The organism is Alteraquisediminimonas sediminicola, assembly GCF_019740335.1.
GTDB lineage: Bacteria > Pseudomonadota > Alphaproteobacteria > Sphingomonadales > Sphingomonadaceae > Alteraquisediminimonas > Alteraquisediminimonas sediminicola.
On the sequence record NZ_JAHXZS010000003.1, the window covers coordinates 234573 to 255476 of the forward strand.

General features: G+C 58.1%; 17 protein-coding genes and 1 tRNA gene. 9 read left to right on the forward strand and 9 right to left on the reverse strand.

The features are described from left to right. Positions 1-62: 62 nt before the first annotated feature. The 5 genes from K6117_RS09065 to K6117_RS09085 are packed head-to-tail and all read right to left on the reverse strand — an operon-like array spanning position 63 to position 6319. Positions 63-716: a TetR/AcrR family transcriptional regulator gene (locus K6117_RS09065; RefSeq protein WP_221794148.1), complete on the reverse strand. Its 654-nt coding sequence runs from the start codon at positions 714-716 to the stop codon at positions 63-65. After that, positions 716-2368 (reverse strand): long-chain fatty acid--CoA ligase, encoded by a 1653-nt coding sequence (locus tag K6117_RS09070; RefSeq protein ID WP_221794150.1) that lies wholly within the window; start codon positions 2366-2368, stop codon positions 716-718. Before K6117_RS09070 ends, K6117_RS09065 begins: the two co-directional genes overlap by 1 nt. Further along, a complete protein-coding gene (locus K6117_RS09075) occupies positions 2368-3399 on the reverse strand; it encodes a phosphotransferase family protein (protein WP_221794151.1) in 1032 nt (343 codons plus the stop codon). The genes K6117_RS09070 and K6117_RS09075 overlap by 1 nt, the downstream gene beginning before the upstream one ends. After that, positions 3387-4121, reverse strand: coding sequence for an SDR family NAD(P)-dependent oxidoreductase (locus tag K6117_RS09080; protein ID WP_221794154.1), 735 nt, complete (start codon positions 4119-4121; stop codon positions 3387-3389). The genes K6117_RS09075 and K6117_RS09080 overlap by 13 nt, the downstream gene beginning before the upstream one ends. Before the next feature lie 14 nt (positions 4122-4135). Beyond that, entirely contained in the window at positions 4136-6319 is a 2184-nt protein-coding gene (locus K6117_RS09085; protein WP_221794156.1) for a TonB-dependent receptor, read from the reverse strand. Between the two features lie 478 nt (positions 6320-6797). Between K6117_RS09085 and K6117_RS09090 the strand changes: the two genes are divergently transcribed. From K6117_RS09090 to K6117_RS09110, 5 genes are all read left to right on the forward strand, one after another. Further along, positions 6798-7550, forward strand: a complete 753-nt coding sequence (locus K6117_RS09090; protein ID WP_221794158.1) for an SDR family NAD(P)-dependent oxidoreductase — start codon at positions 6798-6800, stop codon at positions 7548-7550. 23 nt (positions 7551-7573) lie between these two features. After that, positions 7574-8878, forward strand: coding sequence for an acyl-CoA dehydrogenase family protein (locus tag K6117_RS09095; protein ID WP_221794160.1), 1305 nt, complete (start codon positions 7574-7576; stop codon positions 8876-8878). Beyond that, positions 8878-9339: a nuclear transport factor 2 family protein gene (locus K6117_RS09100; protein ID WP_246604976.1), complete on the forward strand. Its 462-nt coding sequence runs from the start codon at positions 8878-8880 to the stop codon at positions 9337-9339. Before K6117_RS09095 ends, K6117_RS09100 begins: the two co-directional genes overlap by 1 nt. A gap of 20 nt (positions 9340-9359) precedes the next feature. Next, positions 9360-10163, forward strand: coding sequence for an alpha/beta fold hydrolase (locus K6117_RS09105; protein ID WP_221794162.1), 804 nt, complete (start codon positions 9360-9362; stop codon positions 10161-10163). 76 nt (positions 10164-10239) lie between these two features. Then, on the forward strand, positions 10240-11343 hold the full coding sequence (locus K6117_RS09110) for an NADH:flavin oxidoreductase (protein WP_343211764.1): 1104 nt from the start codon (positions 10240-10242) through the stop codon (positions 11341-11343). Positions 11344-11582: 239 nt separating this feature from the next. Here the strand turns inward: K6117_RS09110 and K6117_RS09115 are convergent, their stop codons facing one another. Then, positions 11583-11801: a hypothetical protein gene (locus K6117_RS09115; protein WP_221794164.1), complete on the reverse strand. Its 219-nt coding sequence runs from the start codon at positions 11799-11801 to the stop codon at positions 11583-11585. 321 nt (positions 11802-12122) lie between these two features. Here K6117_RS09115 and K6117_RS14455 point away from each other — a divergent pair, with 321 nt between their 5' ends. From K6117_RS14455 to K6117_RS09130, 3 genes are read left to right on the forward strand one after another with little or no spacing between them, the layout of a single operon-like run. Next, entirely contained in the window at positions 12123-12338 is a 216-nt protein-coding gene (locus K6117_RS14455) for a DUF3489 domain-containing protein (protein WP_246604977.1), read from the forward strand. Then, entirely contained in the window at positions 12335-12784 is a 450-nt protein-coding gene (locus K6117_RS09125) for a DUF2924 domain-containing protein (protein ID WP_221794168.1), read from the forward strand. Before K6117_RS14455 ends, K6117_RS09125 begins: the two co-directional genes overlap by 4 nt. Continuing rightward, positions 12777-14453, forward strand: a complete 1677-nt coding sequence (locus tag K6117_RS09130; RefSeq protein WP_221794170.1) for a recombinase family protein — start codon at positions 12777-12779, stop codon at positions 14451-14453. The genes K6117_RS09125 and K6117_RS09130 overlap by 8 nt, the downstream gene beginning before the upstream one ends. Positions 14454-15182: 729 nt before the next feature. Here the strand turns inward: K6117_RS09130 and K6117_RS09135 are convergent. Further along, positions 15183-15267: transfer RNA gene (locus tag K6117_RS09135), tRNA-Leu, on the reverse strand. 124 nt (positions 15268-15391) lie between these two features. Between K6117_RS09135 and hrpB the strand changes: the two genes are divergently transcribed. Further along, positions 15392-17848 carry an ATP-dependent helicase HrpB gene (gene hrpB, locus K6117_RS09140; protein ID WP_221794172.1) on the forward strand — a complete coding sequence of 819 codons (2457 nt, stop codon included), beginning with the start codon at positions 15392-15394 and terminating at the stop codon, positions 17846-17848. Between the two features lie 3 nt (positions 17849-17851). Here hrpB and K6117_RS09145 read toward each other — a convergent pair whose 3' ends face one another. Continuing rightward, positions 17852-18727: an alpha/beta fold hydrolase gene (locus K6117_RS09145; protein ID WP_221794175.1), complete on the reverse strand. Its 876-nt coding sequence runs from the start codon at positions 18725-18727 to the stop codon at positions 17852-17854. Continuing rightward, complete coding sequence (locus tag K6117_RS09150; RefSeq protein WP_221794177.1) at positions 18727-20796, reverse strand: 3-hydroxyacyl-CoA dehydrogenase NAD-binding domain-containing protein; 2070 nt, start codon at positions 20794-20796, stop codon at positions 18727-18729. The genes K6117_RS09145 and K6117_RS09150 overlap by 1 nt, the downstream gene beginning before the upstream one ends. Between the last annotated feature and the right edge of the window lie 108 nt (positions 20797-20904).

The following is a 20904-nucleotide window of genomic DNA, read 5'->3' on the forward strand; positions in this document are numbered from 1 at the left end:
TAACTTATTTGCTCTAAGCTAGCAAGTTTATTTATCGAGCATTTGGCATCGCAAAAATGAACTTAATTCCGCCTTTCTGCTAATGTTTCCAATGTACTGCGCCGATAATGCTGAAATACTGAATGGAGGTTAATTGCATTGGGATTGACCAACCATTGGTAAACCAGACCAAAAATGAACGCGTTGAACTCTACCGCAAAACAGCTCGCATCAATCGAGGGGCGAATGGTGCCATCCTCGATTCCCTGCCGCACCCAGCGTTCAGCATCACGCCGATACGCGATATGATTGGCAGCCAACCGACGGCGAATGATGGTGTGGCTACTAATTGACTCGTACCAAAGAGTATAAAGCGCCTGCATCTGGATAGTATGGTTGAGCAGAAAAAATTCAACCGCTTCGAGCGCCGCCATGAATGCAGCCAAACCTTTGAGATCACCAACAAAACGACGCAGTTCGAACGCCCATTTTTCGTTAAAGTCGCGCACCATCTGGTTGAATAGCGCCTCTTTCGATCCAAAGCGATTGCTCGCCAAGCCACGACTATAACCGGCACGCTCACCGACCTCCTTCAACGTCGTATTGTGCGTACCACATTCGACGATGAGCTCCATTGCAGCCTCGAACATACGCGCATCGGATAAAGCGGTACGCTCTGCCTGTGTGCGACGGGGCTTCGCAATGGGTTCAGCCTTGGCGACGGATCGTTCGCTCATCAAATTTTTCCTTCGGGACACATTCTCGTTTCACACACATACATCAGTGCGCCCGACTCCACCTCCCGTCTCAGTTTCTTCTTGTCGATCTTGCCGACACTGGTCTTGGGAAGGCTGGGCACAATCGCCCAGTATTCCGGAACCATGAACTTGGCAATTTGCTTCGCAAGGAATTGACGTAGTTCACCGAAATCCAGCATCCTGCCATCTGCCGCCGCCAACACGGCCAGTGGACGCTCTTCCCAACGTGCATCCGGGACCGAGATCACGGCGACTTCCATCACCCCAGGAAAACGACCGATACAATGTTCGATCTCGACTGAAGAAATCCACTCTCCGCCCGACTTGATCAAATCCTTTGTGCGGTCAGTTATCGTGACGAAACCCTGCGGGTCGATGCTGCCGGCATCGCCGGTCCGCAGCCAGCCATCATCGCTCAATGGACTCTCGTCTGCGGCCTGATGGTAATAACCCGCCGCGACCCATGGTCCGCGCAACTGAAGATTGCCAACCGTCTGGCCATCTTCGGGTAGCGATTGGCCCTCGCCATCAACGATGCGGACCTCCATCCCGGCCACAGGCCGACCGCTCTTTGCTCGCCAATGCAGGGAATCTGCCGGTGCCGCATTTCGTGGAGGAAATGATAGCACACACATCGGACTGGTTTCGGTCATGCCCCAGCCCTGCACCACGTCAACGCCCCAAGCATCCTTTACACGTTCGATCAGCGCAGGCGAGACCGCCGATCCGCCCGATATAATAACGCGAAAAGAAGAGAGATCGAGCGGCTTGTGCTCGTGAAGCTGCAACATATCATTTAGTATCGTTGGCACCGCTGCTGTAAAGCTGGGTCGGCAAAGCGCGATCAAGCGGGCGATTTTATCGGGCTGGAGATGCGGTCCAGGGAGGATGAAGTCGCTGCCAGCGAACCAGCCAGAAAACGGCGTACCCCAGGCATTGGCATGGAACATCGGCGGTAGCATCAGGATGCGATCATGGTTGCTGATCGCGAACGCATCAACACCCATCGAGCCCATGCTGTGGAGAAAAATCGAACGGTGACTATAGACCACGCCCTTGGGATGGCCAGTCGTACCCGACGTATAGCACATCACCGCCGCGCTGTTCTCGTCGAGCGCAGGCCAATCTATGAGCGGATCATGGGCAGCCAATAACGTATCATAGCCATGAACACGCCCGGAAAATCCTGCGACTGGCACCTCCGCCTCACCTATGATAATAAGGTCTTGGACCGAAGCCAGTCGAGGCAGGATAGGTTGCAGTAACGGCAATAACGCCACATCGACCAGCAAGACACGATCCGCCGCATGGTTGATGATATAATCGAGCTGCTCTGCAAACAGGCGGACGTTCAGCGTATGCAGGACTGCGCCCATCGCTGGCACCGCGAGATAGGCCTCAAGATGCGCTTGGCTGTTCCAACAGAACGTCCCCACCCTGTCGCCGGACACGACACCGAGGGCGCGGAGCGCCCCCGCAAGCCCGCGCGCTCGATGGGCGATTTCGCCATAGCTGACAACCTGCATTGTTTCGCCATCGAAAGTCGAGACCTGACTATCAACGAACAATCTCTCACCACGGTGCAAGATCATCTGGGTTGTCAGCGGATAGCGCATCATCGTCGCATCCATCACAACCTCCCCTCATCGATATTCACCGCCACTTCCCGCAGCAGGTTAGGCACATCGAACTCAAGGCCGCGGGCATAGTCGCTTTCGTCCTTGCCCTGACAATATAGGACATAGGCGCCCTCTACGATCGCCGCGAGCCGCCAAGCGGAAAAGACGCGATAATAATTCAATTGTCCATAGTCGATTCCGGAGATCTGCGACCAGAGGTCGGCGAGTGCCGCCGGGGCAATGACATCTGCGTGATTGGATAGCGCCTGCACCTGCGCAAAACCGAGCGCCCTCGTCGGATCGCGCCGCCAGAAGAACAGGCACAGCCCGAGATCGATCAGCGGATCGCCTAATGTCGCCATTTCCCAGTCGAGGATGGCGAGCAGTCTTGGTTCGAGGCGCGATACCAGACAATTGTCGAGATGAAAGTCGCAATGGATGACGCTGGCGCGCGCCACCGGTGGCAGGTTTGCACGCAGCCAAACCGCGATCTCGTCAAGCAGCGGTAGCGAGCGCACAGCATGCTGCTGCCGCACTTCCAGCCAGCGGTCGATCTGGCGTGACACGAAAGATTCCGGGCGCCCGAAATCTACCGGAAGCACCTCTTGCCAGTCGATCCGGTGAACGGCGGCAAGGCCGGTGATCATCTCACGACCGAGTGCATTTACCGCCTCCACCCCCTGCGGATAGGATGGCGGTAGCGAGGTGGTGAGCGCCACACCGTCAAGCCATTCGGTAATGGCGAAGGGTTGGCCTAGAATCGTCGGATCGTCACACCATGCCACGGGCCTAGGCACCGGGGCGCGCCCATGAAGGGCCGTCAATACTTTGAACTCACGTGCGATGCCCGCAGCCGCCTTATCGGAAACGGCATGGACGGGCGGATGGCGCAGCACAAACTTACCCTGCCGACTCTCCACAAGCCGGGTTACATTGGCATTGCCTCCCGTCAACAGCGGCCCTAACCGCGCCTCATCAAGGCCTGCCACATCACCAAGCCATGCAGCGAAACGTGCGTCTGCATCAGCCCCTAGAGGTTGCACATCAATCCCCCGTCGGTCATCACAACCGAACCAGTCATGTAGGTGGAGCCAGCCACCCACCAGCACACATCCGCGATTTCCTCGGCGCGCCCCATACGGCGAAGCGGGATCTTGGCCACGATCTTCTCCCGAGCCCGCTCCGACACAGTCGCCGTCATTTCTGTCATAACGAAACCCGGAACGACAAGATTAACCCTGATCTGCCGGGATGCGAGTTCTGCCGCCAGAACCTGCGTGAGACCAGCAAGTCCTGCTTTTGAGGCACCATAGCAGCTATCACCCGGAAAGCCCCGAAATCCGACGACCGCCCCGATATTCACGATCGCACCGCCTGACGGCATGTGAGGCAGCACAGCGCGCACAGTATGCATCGGCCCCGAAAGATTGGTAGCGATCGATTGCTCCCAATCTTCCACACTCATTCCATCAACCTTGCCGCCGCGGTGCAGTCCGGCGTTATTGACCAGCACATCGATGCCGCCCCAACGCGCCGCCACAGCGTTACACAAGGCCGCAAGCGCGTCCGGATTGCAGACATCCGCCTGCACGCCCATTGCATTCGGCCCGAGCGCAGTAGCGATGTCAACGATATCCGCACTGCGGGCGACCAGACACACTCGGTCCCCCCGCATCAGCGCGATGGTAGCGATCGCGTGGCCGAGGCCACGCGATGCACCTGTGACAAGCCAGCGTCGCTGGGCTGCATTCGATGGCTGTGTCATAGTCACGACCTCTCTCAGAAGGTCTGCGTGACAGCGACGCCCCAAGTCCGTGGCGGACGCGGTGCGGCGTAGCTCCAGACGCCCTGGACGTCATACCCGACCGACCACCCATCTTCATTGGCGAGGTTCTTGCCAAAGACGCTGACGGTGGTCTTGTTCACACGATAGCTGATCGAGGCATCGGCCAGATATTGACCGCCATTTTTGATATTGGGGTTGTTCAGGAAGGTCACTTCATGTGCCCCCATATAATGGACGGAGCCACTGATCCAGAACGTACCCGGCCCGACATCCTGTTCATATGTCGCACCGATATTCCACGTCCACTTGGGCGCGCGACGGATTTTCAGGAAGCTCGCATCGATCGCCGTGCCGGTGCTGTAGATGTCACCGAAGAAGCTCTTATACTTCGCATCCAGATAACCGACATTGCCGTTCAGTGTCAGTGCATCGAAAGGCTTGGCAGTCAGGTCGAGTTCGAAGCCCTTCAGATCCGCCTTGGCAGCATTGATCGTCCGGTTTTCACGCCCCGTCGAAGAACCCGGCGCTGGCACGTCGAGATCCTGCTGCATATCCTTGTACTTCATCATGTACACGGCGCCATTGAGACGCAGACGGCGATCAAGAAACTCGCTCTTGAAACCGAGTTCATAATTGTCGAGCGTCTCGGGATTATAGGGAATGGTCGCCGCGCTCAGCGTGGCCGGACGACCGTTGAAGCCGCCCCCACGATAACCACGCGACCACAACGCATAGGTCATCACATCGGACGTCCAATTATAGCTCAAGCTGACCTTGGGCGTAAATTTCGACCAGCTTGCCTTGACGGGTGCCGCCATCAGAATGCTACCCCCAGCCAGGCTTGGCTGGATCGTCAAGATGGGATCGACCTCCTCGGTCGTGCCATAGATATTGATCGCGCCGTCATTGACGATGCTTGTCTTGCGGTCATGCGTGTAACGCGCGCCGACCGTCAGCTTGAGCTTATCGGTGATACGATAATCGCCTTCAAAATATCCCGCATAGGATTTCGTCGACTGCGTGACTTCCTGCGAACTCGTCAGCAGCGGTGTAGCTGCCAGGCCGATATAGTTTTTGAGGTTAATCGTATAACGCGAGTCCCAAAGATAGCCGCCGAGCACAAAGGTAAGCGGTCCCGTGCCACCCTTGCTCAACCGCACTTCATTGGTCGTCTGACGCCAACGCGCCGGACGATCGGTTTGGTAGAGCGTCAAAGGTGTGCCGTCCCAATCCTGGGTCGCACCCTCCTTGGTCTTGAGATAGCCAAGAATATACTGAACTTCATAGTCGTTGCCGAGATCATATTTGGCTTTACCAATCGCCATGTTCATCTCGAAGAACGCATCCTTGTTAATCGGACCATTCCCAAGGCTGGTGTAACGGTCGCCGGATGTCGGCACCCCCGGCGCTGGCGAACACTGGCCGAAACCCGTGCAGAAATAATCCGTAGGCCGCAAGACGGCCAGCGATACCGGCGCGTCCTGACGCGTTTTCTGATAATCGTAGCTGACACTCAACTCCAGCGCATCCGTCGGCGTGAACAACACCTGCGTACCCAACGCGCCAAAGTCCGACTTCTGACCGCGACGGTGCTGTGTACGGTTGTACATATAGCCATCGGTTGATTCATAAGCGCCCGTGAACTTCACCGCGACATTCTCGGTGACGCCGAAGGAAACAACACCTTCCGCTTTGATCGTATGGAAGCGCTCATAGGTCAGGCGCGCCTTGCCCGTCAGCTCCTGTGTCGGCCGCGAGCGAGACAGGCTGATCACACCGCCGGTCGCGTTACGACCGAACAGCGTACCCTGAGGCCCACGCAGCACTTCCACCCGGTCAAGGTCGATCGCCTTCATCAGGCTGCCTGCACTCTGGCCAAGATAAATGTCATCGAACACGACGCCCACAGCCGGATCAACCGACTTCTCGACATCCGCCACGCCGATCCCGCGAATATAAATGGCCGCAACCCCACCAGGACCTTGCTGCACATCGTCAATAATAACGTTCGGTGAAGCGCTCGCAAAATCACGAACGTCAGAATCAAATCGCTTCAGAAGATCTCCGCCCGACAACGCACTGATCGAACCACCAAGATCCTGCAAATTCTCAACGCGCTTGCGCGCCGTCACAACTATCTCTTCCAAACCCTGATCTTTGCCAGTTTCCGCAGCCATAGCCTGGGTCGCTGCCAATGATGCAATGGAAACAGTCGTAGATAGCAGCATATATGTAATGTTCGCTAATGTTCTAGCCATGCTCTCTCCTCCCCTAGCGCGCGTGCGCAACGGCGAATGTGAAACAGCGATGTCGTTGCGCATTCAGGCCTCCGACATATCGCTGCATTGCTCAAAATTGCAGACCGATTCAGCTCGGCCAACCGAGCGGAACCCAGATAGTCCCTAAGCAACATTGCGATTCGTATATTACTTGCTCAGAACCAGCAAGTGAAATTTATTGGCCCTTGAAAATCTTGCAAACAGCCATCAATGCAGATTCTGCAATCCCTATAAAAACATAATTTTACAGTTATTTATTTGAATTTTATAGCCGCACCACATCTCGTCGGCGCCCATATGAATCTTGCTTGTCTTCATCTAGTAATTTAGATACACCGCATCAACAACAAGCAATAAACGTGAGAGGAGCAGGCCGATGACAGGGCGTTTAGCAGGAAAAGTAGCGCTGATTTCCGGCGGAGCGAGTGGCCTAGGGGAAGGACAAGCAATTCTCTATGCACGCGAAGGCGCGAGCGTCGTGATTGGCGACCTTCAGGATGCGCTCGGTGCCAAGGTTGTTGACCAAATCATCAGCGAGGGCGGCAAGGCCAAGTTCACCCGTCTGGACGTGACCAGCCTCACCAGTTGGCAGGCCGCTGTAGCCTTTACCGTCAGCAGTTTCGGGAAACTCACAACGCTGGTGAACAATGCCGGCATCTTCCACCCCGGCGGCGTGATAGCCGAGACGGAACAGGGCTGGGCAAAGATGATCAGCGTTAATCAGACAGGTGTCTTCCTCGGCATGAAGGCCGCAGCGCCTGAACTGCTCAAGACCGGCAATGCCGCCATCGTCAATATTTCTTCGCTATATGGTTTGATCGGTAGCCCGGATGCGATCAGCTACCATGCCTCCAAGGCCGCCGTCAGGGTTATGGGCAAAGGCACAGCGCTGGAATTTGCCCGACAGGGTATCCGCGTCAACACAATCTTCCCAGGGCAGATCCGCACCCCCATTCTCGGCGACATCACACCCGAGCAGGATGCCGCAATCAAGGCATCGATCCCCATGGGTGTTGTCGGCGATCCCATGGATATCGCCCATGGCTCACTCTACCTCGCCTCGGACGAGGCGCGCTACGTGACCGGCGCAGAGCTGTGGATCGATGGCGGCTGGTACGCCGGCAACTGAATTTCACCTGAGGAAAAACAATAATGGCATGGGATTTTTCGACCGAACCCGAGTTCCAAGCGCAACTCGACTGGATGAAGGGGTTCGTCGCGACTGAGATTGAACCGATGGATTTGGTGTTCCGCCATCCTGCGGCCCCCTTCGACCCGAACTCAACCGCACAGCAGGCCATGGCGCCTCTCAAGGAAATAGTGAAGAAACGCGGGCTATGGGCCTGCCACCTCGGCCCTGAATTGGGTGGCCAGGGTTATGGCCAGGTCAAATTGGGCTTGATGAACGAGATTCTGGGCCGCAGCCGCTTCGCACCAACGGTATTTGGCACGCAGGCACCCGATACCGGCAATGCCGAGATCCTCGCCCGCTTCGGCACAGAGGATCAAAAGCGGCGCTATCTTCAGCCGCTGCTCGATGGCGAGATCTTCTCCTGCTATTCGATGACCGAACCGCAAGCCGGTGCCGATCCCGGCCAATTCACCTGCCGCGCCGATCTTAAAGGCGATGAATGGGCAATCAATGGCGAGAAATGGTTCGCCAGCCATGCCTGTGTCGCCGAATTCCTGATCGTGATGTGCATCACCAACCCCGACGTGCCGGTGCATGAGGGATCAAGCATGTTGATCGTGCCGAAAGGTACGCCAGGGCTGGAGATCATCCGCAACACTGCGGTCGGGCCGAAGGATGCGCTCGGCAGCGGGGTCCACGGCTATCTCCGCTTCACCGACTGCCGTGTGCCGAAGGAAAATATACTCGGCCCTGTTGGCGAAGGTTTCAAGGTCGCACAGTCGCGGCTTGGGGGCGGTCGCATCCACCATGCGATGCGCACGGTGGGCATGCTCAACAAGGCGATGGACATGATGTGCGAACGCGCCGTTTCCCGCATCACCAAGGGCGAACGCCTTGCCGACAAGCAGATGGTGCAGGAAAAGATCGCCGACAGCTACACCCAGATCACGCAGTTCCGATTGCATGTACTTTATGCCGCATGGCTGCTCGATCGCGACAAGGCCTATACTCGCCCGGTTCGTCGGGAGATTTCGGCAATCAAGGCCGCGATGCCCGGTGTACTCAAGGATGTAATCTACAGGGCGCTCCATCTCCATGGCTCGCTCGGCATGTCGAACGAGACCCCGTTGATGGACATGTGGCAATATGTGCCGGAAATGGGCATTGTCGATGGCCCGACCGAGGTTCACAAAGTATCGGTCGCGCGGGACGTGCTTCGCCACGTTGCCCCCTCACCCGGTGTTTTCCCCACTTATTTCGTCCCGGATACCCGTGCAGCAGCCGAAAAGAAATTTGCTGCCTATCTCAACCAGGAGAATGCCTGATGTCCATGTCAACTGAAGAACGGATCGACCAACTCGAAAGCCGCTTCGCAATGCTCGATCTGGTCAGCGACTATTGCCTCGGTTTCGACAAACGCGATTTTGATCGCTTTATGAATATCTGGTGGCCGGATGCGACATGGGAAATCGGCCCACCTTTCGGCAACTTTGACGGCCATGAAGGCATTACTCATGCGGTCAAAGACGTACTCTGGCCTGCTTGGAAACAGGCAACCCACTACACGACCAACCTTCGGGTCGAGTTCAAAGACCGCGACCATGCCGATGGCGTCTGTGACGTGGATTGCATCGGCACGACCAGCGATGGCCTGGCCCGCACTGTGGGGGCGACCTATACTGATCGGTTCGAACGTCGCAACGGCGTCTGGAAGATTGTTTATCGCCACGTGAAGATGCACCATTTCAGCGAACTGGTGGGTGTCACGCTCGCACCGCCGCAATAAGTATAAGAAGGGAGCGATCGATGGCCTATTATGAGGCAGGTGGCGGTCAACGCGTCTATTTCGAGCATTATCGCGGCGAGAAGACACCGGTCTTTCTCATCCATGGCTGGGCCATGTCTAGCCGCGTATGGGTCGACACCATAGAGGCGCTACAGGCCGCCGGACATGAGGTGGTCGCCATCGATCATCGCGGCTGCGGTCAATCGGATCGTGATTTCGACGATCTGTCTATCAACGCCATCGCCAACGACATTACCGGCATCGTCAAAATGCTTGGCCTGCGGTCGGTAGTGCTCAATGGATGGTCGATGGGTGGCGCGGTCGCAGCGGAAGCGGCGCGTCAATTGGGTCCACTCGCCATCGGGCTGATACTGACCTGCGGCGCCTCTCCCCGCTTCGTTCGTACCGATGATTTTCCCTTCGGCGGCGAACGCGAAAATCTCCTCGCTATGCCGGGCGCGATATCCGCCAACCGGGCGACCTTTTTCAAAAATCTCGCGCAAGGCGTATGCGCCAAGGATGTCGGCCAGCCAACAATCGACTGGATGTGGTCTATCTTCATGGATACCGGCCCGAACGTGGTGATGTCGCTGCTCGACCTCACCGACCTTGACCAGCGTCCGTTGTTGGCCGCACTTCCCTTTCAGGTCCTCTCGATCGTTGGCGGCAAAGACGCCATCCTTCAACCCGAAGTCGGCATTGAAGCCGCCAAGTGCGCGCGGCATGGTCAGTCCGTCATTTTCGAAGATTGCGGACATGCACCCTTCATCGAGGATGCGCCGCGCTACATGGCAACATTGCTGGACTTTCTCGGACGGGTGTAAGTCCCTAGCCTTCTGATACCAGCCAATCGGCGTTATATTAATACGAAATCATACACTAACACGGAGGGGTAGACGCGTGCTGAATGCCTTCATGACACCTTTTGAATGCAAGTCATTCCGGGTGCGTAACCGTTTTGCGATGGCACCGATGTCTCGTTATTTCGCGCCGAACGGCGTGCTCACCGATGCCTCCGTCGACTATTACCGTCGACGTGTCGAAGGCGGGATCGGTACCATCATTACTGAGGCCGTAGGGATTGATCGCCTGGGCTCCGTCGCGGTCGACACCGTGCCGCGCTTCTGGGGAGAGGACGCGCTCGCCGCATGGGACAAGGCGCGCGCTGCTGTCCAGGCAGCCGGTGGCGCCCTCGTGCCGCAACTCTGGCATGTCGGCGGGTGCGAGGACTTCAACTTCCCGGATGCGCCCCACCCACCGCTCGAAAGTCCATCCGGCATCGTCGGCCCCGACACAAAGGGTGGCCGGGTGATGACCGAACGCGACATTGAGGATGTGATCGCGTCCTTTGTCTGCGCCGCACTCGATGCCCAACGGCTCGGGTGCGATGCAATCGAGTTGCATGGCGCGCATGGGTATCTGTTCGACCAGTTCTTTTGGGACATCACTAACCAGCGTACCGACCGTTATGGCGGCCCCGACATCGCGGATCGCGTCCGCTTCGCGGTCGAGGTAGTGGCGGCCATCCGACGGGCAGTGGGACCAGACTTTGCGATTATCTTTCGTATCTCGCAATGGAAGACCTATCTCTACGACGCAAGGATAGCCCATAGTCCGCAGGAATTGGAACGCTGGCTCGCGCCGCTAACAGATGCGGGCGTCGACATCTTCCACTGTTCGGACAGGCGCTTTTGGGAGCCCACCTTTGCCGATGGCGATTACAATCTGGCTGGCTGGGCCAAGAAGTTGACGGGCCTGCCGACAATCACGGTCGGCTCGGTCGGGCTCAATCGCGACCTGTTGGCCGACTTTGCCGAGGGCCAGTCCACACCAACCCTGCAGTCGCTCGACGAACTGGAGCGCCGCTTTGACCGCGGCGATTTCGACATAGTCGCGATCGGACGCGCCCTGCTTGCCGATCCTTATTGGCTGCAAAAGGTGCTGGCTGGCAGGGTCGCTGAACTAAAGCCTTATTCAAAAATGCACATGAACGACTTGTACTGAAGGTTCGACGGAACCACCAGCTCAAGAAGAATTTAGCTGCGCTCGTTATGGAATTTTTCTTATTATTAAGCATCTTGTGTTACAAGCTATGTGTTTCGACAGCATCCCAGTCGACAGAAAATTAGGCAAGAAGCCTCCGTGAACTGCACAACATGAACGAACGGCCGCTCCACCCAAACTGCCGCTAAAGCTTGCCGTTCCGGATTGCCAACAATGCCGCCGATTACGTAGGTCATGATTTATCCGCCGAGTTGGGTGAGCACCTTAGCGGCCGCAATCAGGGTAGCCATGTTCTGGACTGCCGTGGCGAGTTGTTCAATATCTTGGTGCCTCGCCTCAGCATCCGTTCTCGACGAAGCGACCGCCAGAGAATGGTGGTCTTCCATGATCATGCCCACGACGGTGCATAACCGGTCAGCCATATCCAGCAACTCGTTCTCGATAGGTATTTCGTACATGGGACGACACATGTGCAAGCCGGTACGAAAGTCCATATGCAGCTTTTCAAAAGGCCGACTTTCTCGACTGGACTTCCTGTGCTGGGGGAGCGATTGCCATGGCTGAACGCATCAACCACAACTGGTTCGATACTGTCGTGGCTGATTCACAAACCGATAGGGCTAGCCGAGATACACCTCGACTTCGCTGTCAGTTCGAGCATTGGTGTGAACGTGAATCGCGGAGCAAAGAGATGCCCCGCACGCCCTGTAGGTAAGGCCTTACGGGGCATTGGGTGGTGGAAAGCGGTGAGGGGCCGCTTCTTGCCAAGGAGACCACCCATGACGACACTCAATGCACCCACCAAAATCGATAGTGTAATTGATCTGCTGCATCGCGACGGCGGTGCGACCTTGACCGAGCTGGTGGAGGCCACAGGCTGGTTGCCACACACGACACGTGCAGCCCTGAGCGGCCTGCGCAAAAAAGGCCATCCCATCAGCAAATATCTGCGCGATGGAGTGACCGCCTATCAGATCACGGCGGTCGGGATATGAGCGCGCTAGACGAACAACTGGCAGCACTCACGACAATGTCGGCAGTGCTACTTCGCGCTGAGTGGTTGCGGCTCCATAAGGTGCCGGCACCGGCCATGACCACCGACCTGCTACGACGCGGCATCGCGCACCGGCTGCAGGAGCGCGCCAAGGGCGGGATGCCTTCTGGCACTTTACGTGAACTTGGTCGGCTGTGCCGCCATTATGCCCGAACGGGTGCAGTGGAGGCTGCGCAGCCCAGCCGGATCAAGCCCGGCACCCGGCTGGTGCGCGACTGGGGTGGGGAAAGTCACCATGTGGTGGTGCTGGAGAGGGGCTATCTCTACCGGGATGAGAACTACGCTTCACTGAGCCAGATCGCTACCGAGATCACAGGCGCCAAATGGTCCGGCCCTCGCTTCTTTGGGCTGATCAAACGGAAGAAGGCGGAGGTCGCTCATGCGTAACGCCAAGGGGTGTTCAACACCCAAGTCCATACGTTGCGCCATCTATACGCGCAAATCCACGGAAGAAGGACTAGAGCAGGACTTCAACAGCCTTGATGCCCAGCGTGAAGCCTGTGCTGCCTATATATTGAGCCAGCGCCATGAGGGTTGGACACTGGTCCCTGATTATTATGATGACGGTGGCTATTCCGGCGGGAACATGGATCGCCCTGCCCTCAAAGCGGTGCTGGCCGAGGTAGCCGCCAAGCGGGTTGATGTGATTGTAGTCTACAAGGTCGACCGTCTCACGCGCAGCCTGTCGGACTTTGCCCGGATTGTGGATGTGCTTGATGACGCGGATGCCAGCTTCGTGTCTGTCACCCAGTCCTTCAATACGACCACCAGCATGGGTCGCCTGACCCTGAATGTCCTCTTGTCCTTCGCCCAGTTCGAACGCGAGGTGACCGGAGAACGCATTCGCGACAAGATTGCCGCGTCCAAGGCCAAGGGCATGTGGATGGGTGGTCAGGTGCCACTTGGCTATGATCTGGATGACCGCAAGCTGATCATCAATCCGACTGAAGCAGCTAATGTCCGCCACATCTTTGAGCGCTATGCGGCATTGTGTTCTGGCAAGGCGCTAATGGTGGAACTCGATGCGAACGGGATCAAAAGCAAAGCGCGGATCAATCGTCACGGTCGGACCTATGGGCAGAACTCCATCAGTCGGGGTGCCTTATATGCCATGTTGCAGAACCGGCTCTATGTCGGGGATGTAGTTCACAAAAGCCAATGCTATCCCGGCCAGCATACGGGCATCATTGACGCCACGCTCTTCGATCAGGTGCAGCAACAACTCAAGAACGCCCGGGTGGACCGTCGGCTGGGGAGCAATGCCGTTGAACCCAGCCTGCTTGCTGGCCTGATGGTTGATGCCCATGGGCGGCGGTTATCACCAAGCCATGCCGTCAAGCAGGGTCGACGGTATCGTTATTATGTCTCGCAGAATGATGGGGCGGAAGCCTCGGGCGAACCATGCTGGCGGATCAGTGCCAATGACATCGAGACATTGGTATGTGCGAAGGTCAGGCAAGCCGTTCACGATACCGTGCATCAGCGCATGGCCGTTGGTGATCTATCCAGCGATGTCATTACCCGCCTGAACAGGAACGCCAATCAGATCCGGCAATTGCTGGAGAACCAAGCTCCGGCAAAAGTGCGTGAGATGCTACTATCCCTTATTCAGCGCATTCAGATCAGCCAAGCCAGCCTCGACATCCAATTCGATGTCTCGACCATTGACTCGGCGCTGGGGGAAACCGCGCCCATCACGATCGCCAGCAAGATCGGCTTTGTCCGATCTGACAAACAAGTCCGCATTCACATCCCGCCGGTCATTGATGAAGCCAATCGACCGCGTAACCCGATATTGCTCAAACTGATCGCGCAGGCATTCACGGCAAGGCAGGAGTTGGAAGCCGGTGGTTCATTCGATGAAGCCGCCACACACATCGGTTGCAGTCGCGAGCATCTCGCTGATCTAATCCGCACCAGCTATCTGGCACCGTCCATCATCAAGGCCATCATGGATGGAGAGCATCCCCCAACCCTCACCCGCAAGCAACTGGTCGAGACGAGCAGGATCCCGCTTGATTGGGAGAGTCAGCACAAGATGTTCGGGTTCGGCTGAACCAACTAACCCAACGGAAACAGTACGGGGCTTCGGCCCCGTTTCCTGTTCCAAAGCCGCTCAAAAATCTCGGGCGTACCATCTTGGCCTCTGGAGATATTGGCAGTTATTTGTGGGCTATCACAGCCTCAAATGGTCTCCACTACGCAGATGGCAGTGTCGAACCTGCACAACCGACGGAATAGTCGGGTGAATATGGGAGGTATCTGAAAAGATAAAAAAGCACTTAAAAACAACGTGTTATTGGTGCATCTTACAGGAATCGAACTTCGTCTCTTCCTCGATTAAGGTGCTATTTTTATATTTAAAATTCAATACCTTGTGCAGGTAAAAGAAGGCGGAGACGAAGTTCGTTTCGGACTGCGTGCCTGAGCAGTCGATAACCAAATGGAAAATCGATACAATAATAATGGGAGGCGGTGCAGGTTTGAGCGGAAGATGCGCAACCGAGACTGATCACAAAATTGCCCGCCAGCATTGAATCACAATGTAGGGCGAAGCATAGTTTTGGGATTAATCGGCCCCATTATTCGTTTCAGAGCCACCCAGAAATCTCGGGCGTACCATCTTGGCCTCTGGAGATATTGGCAGTTATTTGTGGGCTATCACAGCCTCAAATGGTCTCCACTGCGCAGATGGCATTGTCGAACCAGCACAACCGACGGATTAGTCGGGTGAATATGGGAGGTATTTGAAAAGATAAAAAATCACTTAAAAACAACGTGTTATTGGTGCCCCTGGCCGGAATCGAACCAGCACTCCTTTCGGAATCCGATTTTGAGTCGGACGCGTCTACCAATTTCACCACAGGGGCACGCGATGCGCCCTAACCGATTGCATCTTGGGTTTCAACCCGCGATTGCCAACAACTTGCATCAAAGATCGAACAAATGGTCCCCCTCTGGCATCGCACCCACTGGCATGATAGCGGACACGCTATGAACCCACCGGTCGCCCTGCCGATAGATGACGTGCTGCCCCGGCTGCTCGATGCCCTGCGCACACAGTCGAATGCCGTGCTGATCGGGCCCCCGGGGGCGGGCAAGACGACCAAGGTCGCGCCTGCCCTGTTGGATGAACCATGGGTCGCTGGACGGCAGATATTGCTGCTGTCGCCACGTCGCCTTGCCGCGCGGGCGGCGGCGGAGCGGATTGCCGAACTGGTCGGCAGTCCCTTGGGCGAATTGGTCGGCTATGCCACCCGCATGGACAGCCGACAAAGCCGCCAGACCCGGTTGCTGGTCGTCACACAAGGGATTTTCCGCAACCGCATCCAATCCGAGCCAGACCTGCCCGATGTCGCGGCGGTGCTGTTCGATGAAGTGCATGAACGCACGCTGGAGGGTGATTTCGGACTGGCGCTGGCGCTGGATGCACAGGCCGGATTGCGCCCCGATCTCAGATTATTGGCGATGTCGGCCACGCTGGATGGCGCGCGTTTTTCCCGGTTGATGGAAGGCGCACCAGTCATCGAAAGCGAAGGGCGCAGTTACCCCCTCACGCTGCGTCATATTGGCCGTGATGCGACCAAGCGGATCGAGGACGGGATGGCCGCCGCCATCCGCGCCGCGCTGATCGAAGAGCAAGGCGGTATCCTCGCCTTTCTCCCCGGCATGGGTGAGATTGAGCGGACGGCGGAACGGCTCGGCAATCTTGGTCCCGACGTGATCCTCCACCGCCTGCATGGCAGCCTCGACCCGGCGGCGCAGCGGGCGGCGATCCGGCCCGAACCACAGGGCCACCGCAAGATCGTGCTCGCCACCGCCATTGCCGAAACCAGCCTGACGCTGGACGGCATTCGCGTCGTCATCGACAGCGGCCTTGCCCGGCGCGCGCGTTATGATCGTCAGGCCGGTACCAGCCATTTGGTGACCGAGCGCGTGAGCCAAGCCGCCGCGATCCAGCGTGCGGGCCGCGCGGCGCGGCAAGGGCCGGGCGTGGCCGTGCGCCTGTGGGAAGAGGCCGCGACGCGCGGGCTTGCCCCTTATGACCCGCCGGAAATCTTGGAGAGCGACCTTGGGGCGCTGCTGCTCGATTGCACAATCTGGGGGGTGCGCGATCCGACCAGCCTGCCATGGCTCGATCCCCCGCCCGCGCCATCGCTGACCGAGGCCCGCAAGCATCTGATCTGGCTTGGCGCATTGGATGAACAGGGCGCTGTTACCGCGCATGGCAAGGCGATGGCCGCATTGCCATTACCGCCGCGCCTTGCCCATATGCTGATCCTTGCGGGCGCGCATGGCTGGCAGAAGATCGCGGGCGATATGGCGATGCTGTTGTCCGAACATGGGCTGGGTGGGACCGATCCCGATCTGGAGACACGCTGGCGGCAATGGCAGCGCGACCGGGGCAAAAAGGCCGATAGCGCTCGCGCGATGGCCGCAGGCTGGGCCAGGCGCATAGCGGGCAAGCCCGCCGCAAGCGGCGATGATCCGGCCTATGTCATGGCCGCCTGTGTCGCCCTCGCCTTTCCCGATCGGGTTGCCAAGGCGCGCAACAAGGATGGTTCGGACTGGATCGCGAGCGGCGGGCGCGGCTATCGGCTCGATCCCGTTTCGCCGCTCGCCCGCCAACAATTTCTGGCGGTCGCGGATGCGCAAGGATCGGCAGGCGGGGCGATGATCCGTTCGGCCATCACCCTGCCGCCCGAATTGCTGGACGATCTTTTCGGCGACCGGATCGAACAACAGCGCAACCTGCGTTTCGATGTGGCAAGCGGCAGCGCACAGGCGCGGCTGGAGAAAAAACTCGGCGCGATTCGGCTGACGAGCGGCCCGGATTCATCGCCGGACAAAGACGCGATGACCCGCTGTCTTGTCGATGGCGTACGCGCGCATGGCCTCGACCTGCTGCCGATGGGCAAGGCGGCAGAGCGGCTGCGCCAACGCGCGGCCTATGCCGGGTTGGAGGCGTTAAGCGAGGACGGTTTGATCGCCACGCTGGATGAGTGGCTGGCCCCGTTATTGGCAGGCAAGTCGCGGCTTGGTCAGGTCGATCCGTCCGCTTTGCATCAGGCGTTGCAGAATCTGATCGGCTGGGACGGGATGAAGACGATTGAAAAGCTCACCCCCGATCAATTCCTGACCCCGGCGGGCAGCCATCACGACATTGATTATGATGCGCCGGGCGGGCCGACGGTCACTTTACGGGTGCAATCCTTGTTCGGCCTGTCCGTACATCCGGTGATCGGTACTGCGCATATCCCGCTGATCCTGTCGCTCACCTCGCCCGCCGGTCGCCCGATCCAGACGACCCGCGACCTGCCCGGTTTCTGGGCGGGCAGTTGGCGGGATGTGGCCAAGGAAATGCGCGGACGCTATCCCCGCCACCCTTGGCCGGACGACCCCGCCTCGGCCAATGCAACGCTCCGCACCAAAAGGGCGGGCGGCGGTTAGGGCTTACAAAAAGTCCCTCAAAAACCGCATGAACATGTCGAACTGATCATGGTGCAGCCAATGCCCCGCCTTGGGGAATGGCACCACCTCGACATCGCAATTGAAATATGCGGCCCGGCCATCGGTGCGGGGATCTATCGCCCAGCTTTCCTCGCCCCAGCACAACCGCGTTGGACAGGTAATCGCGCTCCATAACGCCGCCTTGTCGTCAAAGCTGATATCGACGCGCGGCCAGACATAGAGATGGTTGTCGAATTTCCAGCTATAGCTGCCGTCTTCATTTTGCGCGACGCCATAGGCCGTCAGATGTTCGACCTGCGCATCGCTCAGGAAACCATTTTCTGCCTTCATCCGCGCCAGCGCTTCTTCAAAACTGGCGTAACGCTTGGGCTGGCGCCCCGCCGCCGCGCGCTTATCGCCAATCCAGGCCCGCAACCGATCCGCCACACTGTCATCTTCAAGGATTTTGAGCAATTTGGGCGGCGGTCCCAAGCCTTCAATCGCCACCAACTTGCGCACCGTTTCCGGAAACAGGCCCGTATAGCGCAGGCTGATATTGCCGCCGAGCGAATGGCTGACAATCGTGACCGGCGCGAGTTTCAACTGATGGATCAGCTGCGCCAGATCATAGACATAATAGCTCATGTCATAATTACCATCGGGCGACCATGCGCTGTCGCCATGGCCGCGCAGATCGGGCGCGATGACGTGCCAGTCGTGGCGCAACTCCTGCGCGACCCAATCCCAGCTGCGGCTATGATCCCGCCCGCCATGGATCAACAGCAATGGCGGTTTGTCGGCATTGCCCCAATCCTGATAATTGAGGCGCAAGCGCTGCGAAATAAAGCTGCGGGAGGTCGGCCCAAGCGTCTCGATCATCACAGGCTCCCGAATCCTTTGCCCGCATCCGCCAATTGCACCAGCAAGGCCGCAGGCGCATAGCGCGCGCCATAGGTAGCCTCGAAACCGCGCAACGCCGCCACAATCTTCGGCAGGCCGGTCAAATCCGCCCAGAACATCGGCCCGCCGCGATAGACCGGCCAATTATAGCCCATGATCAACGCGACATCGATGTCGGACGGGCGGCTCGCGATCTTCTCCTCCAGAATTTTCGCGCCTTCGTTCACGACCGGATAAAGCAAGCGGCCCAGCAATTCCTCATCGCTGAAGCTGCGCTGCGCCACGCCCTTTTCAGCCGCCAACTCGGCGATGACCTCAAGCGCTACCGGCGACAATGTCGCCTTGCGCTCGGCGTCATAATCATAATAGCCGCCGTTTTTCTTCTGGCCGAGCCGATCGCGCTTCACCAATTCGCTCATCACCGTCTTGCGCGTCGAATCGCGGCCAATCACATCCAGCCCGATCAGATCGAGCATCTGGAACGGCCCCATCGCAAAGCCATAATCACGGATCACCCGGTCGATATCGAGGACCGATGCGCCTTCCAGCACCAAGGCCTCGGCCTCAGCCATATAAGGCTCCATCGCGCGATTGGCGATAAAGCCATGGCACACGCCCGCCACCACCGGCGTCTTGCCAATCGCCTTGGCGATATTGAGCGCACTCGCCAGCACGGATTTATCCGTCTTGGCCCCACGCACGATTTCCAACAGCGGCATGACATTGGCGGGCGAGAAAAAGTGCAGGCCGATCACATCTTGCGGCCTTTTGGTTACAGCCGCGATTTCGTTCAGATCGAGAAAGCTGGTGTTGGACGCAAGGATCGCCCCCGGCTTGCAAATGGCATCAAGTTTCGTGAACACATCCTGCTTGACCGCCATGGATTCAAATACCGCCTCGATCACGAGATCGACATCGGCCAGCGCCTCCAGCCCGATTGCGGGGGTAATCAGCCCCATCCGCTGTTCGACCTGCGCTTCGGTCATCCGGCCCTTGGCCGCGCTGTTTTCATAATTCTTGCGAATGACGCCAACTCCACGATCCAGCGCGTCCTGTTTCAATTCCACCAATGTCACCGGCAGGCCGATATTGAGGAAGTTCATCGCAATGCCACCGCCCATCGTCCCCGCGCCAATCACGCCGATGCGCTTGAGATCACGGGTCGGGGTGTCGGCGGGGACGTCCGGCACTTTGGCCGTCATGCGCTGGGCAAAAAACACATGGCGCTGGGCCTTGGATTCCGGGCTGTTCATCAATTCAAGGAACAAGGCCTGTTCGCGCTTGCTGCCCTCATCGAAATTGGGCGATTCGACCGCCGCCTGCACCGCCTTGATAATCGCTTCCGGTGCTTTGAACCCCTTGAACGCGCGGGCATTCTGGGCGCGGAATGCGTCGAACACTTCCGGCTTGCCGCGATAGGGCGCGATCTTGTCATCACGATCACGCACACGCGGCGCAGTTGCGCCTGATGCGATCAACTCCTTTGCAAAAGCCAAAGCATCGGCCTGCAACTGGCCCTCTGTCGCCAGCCGGTCGAGAATGCCGAGTTCCAGCGCCTGTGCGGCCTTGATCGGCTTGCCAGAGGTGATGAGATCGAGCGCCACCGGCACGCCGACAAGGCGCGGCAGTCGCTGCGTCCCGCCCGCGCCCGGCAAAATGCCGAGATTGACCTCAGGCAGCCCAAGCTTCGCCGAAGGCACCGCCAAGCGATAATGGCAGTGCAGCGCCAGTTCCAGCCCGCCGCCCAGCGCCGTGCCATGAATGGCCGCGATCACCGGCTTTGGCCCGTTTTCAATCGCATCAAACAGGGTGATGAAATCAGGGTCGGCAAAATGGCCGGTCGCGAATTCCGCAATGTCCGCGCCCGCGAAAAAGGTACGTCCGGCACATGCGATGATGATCGCCTGGGCGGCATCATCGGCCCAGGCCAATTGCATGGCCTGCATCACCGCCGCGCGGGTGGCCGCGCCCAAGGTGTTCACCGGCGGCGCATCAATTGTGACGATTCCGACACCATCGACACAGGCATAGTTGAACAGTTCGGCCATGATGCGCTCTCCCAGATTTCAGACGGGCAAAAGGCCGCAGCGCATCTCTGCGCCACGGCCTTTATTCATATAGGACATTCAGCGACGATTGCCACGCCATCAACGGCG

What these genes read in the sequence shown, in the direction of transcription:
- K6117_RS09150 (WP_221794177.1), bottom strand. Translation starts at nt 20,796, where the DNA reads ATGGCCGAACTGTTCAACTATGCCTGTGTCGATGGTGTCGGAATCGTC.
- K6117_RS09100 (WP_246604976.1), top strand. Translation starts at nt 8,878, where the DNA reads ATGTCCATGTCAACTGAAGAACGGATCGACCAACTCGAAAGCCGCTTC.
- K6117_RS09085 (WP_221794156.1), bottom strand. Translation starts at nt 6,319, where the DNA reads ATGGCTGCGGAAACTGGCAAAGATCAGGGTTTGGAAGAGATAGTTGTG.
- K6117_RS09145 (WP_221794175.1), bottom strand. Translation starts at nt 18,727, where the DNA reads ATGATCGAGACGCTTGGGCCGACCTCCCGCAGCTTTATTTCGCAGCGC.
- K6117_RS14455 (WP_246604977.1), top strand. Translation starts at nt 12,123, where the DNA reads ATGACGACACTCAATGCACCCACCAAAATCGATAGTGTAATTGATCTG.
- K6117_RS09095 (WP_221794160.1), top strand. Translation starts at nt 7,574, where the DNA reads ATGGCATGGGATTTTTCGACCGAACCCGAGTTCCAAGCGCAACTCGAC.
- K6117_RS09070 (WP_221794150.1), bottom strand. Translation starts at nt 2,368, where the DNA reads ATGGATGCGACGATGATGCGCTATCCGCTGACAACCCAGATGATCTTG.
- K6117_RS09130 (WP_221794170.1), top strand. Translation starts at nt 12,777, where the DNA reads ATGCGTAACGCCAAGGGGTGTTCAACACCCAAGTCCATACGTTGCGCC.
- K6117_RS09065 (WP_221794148.1), bottom strand. Translation starts at nt 716, where the DNA reads ATGAGCGAACGATCCGTCGCCAAGGCTGAACCCATTGCGAAGCCCCGT.
- K6117_RS09105 (WP_221794162.1), top strand. Translation starts at nt 9,360, where the DNA reads ATGGCCTATTATGAGGCAGGTGGCGGTCAACGCGTCTATTTCGAGCAT.
- hrpB (WP_221794172.1), top strand. Translation starts at nt 15,392, where the DNA reads ATGAACCCACCGGTCGCCCTGCCGATAGATGACGTGCTGCCCCGGCTG.
- K6117_RS09125 (WP_221794168.1), top strand. Translation starts at nt 12,335, where the DNA reads ATGAGCGCGCTAGACGAACAACTGGCAGCACTCACGACAATGTCGGCA.
- K6117_RS09115 (WP_221794164.1), bottom strand. Translation starts at nt 11,801, where the DNA reads ATGTACGAAATACCTATCGAGAACGAGTTGCTGGATATGGCTGACCGG.
- K6117_RS09090 (WP_221794158.1), top strand. Translation starts at nt 6,798, where the DNA reads ATGACAGGGCGTTTAGCAGGAAAAGTAGCGCTGATTTCCGGCGGAGCG.
- K6117_RS09080 (WP_221794154.1), bottom strand. Translation starts at nt 4,121, where the DNA reads ATGACACAGCCATCGAATGCAGCCCAGCGACGCTGGCTTGTCACAGGT.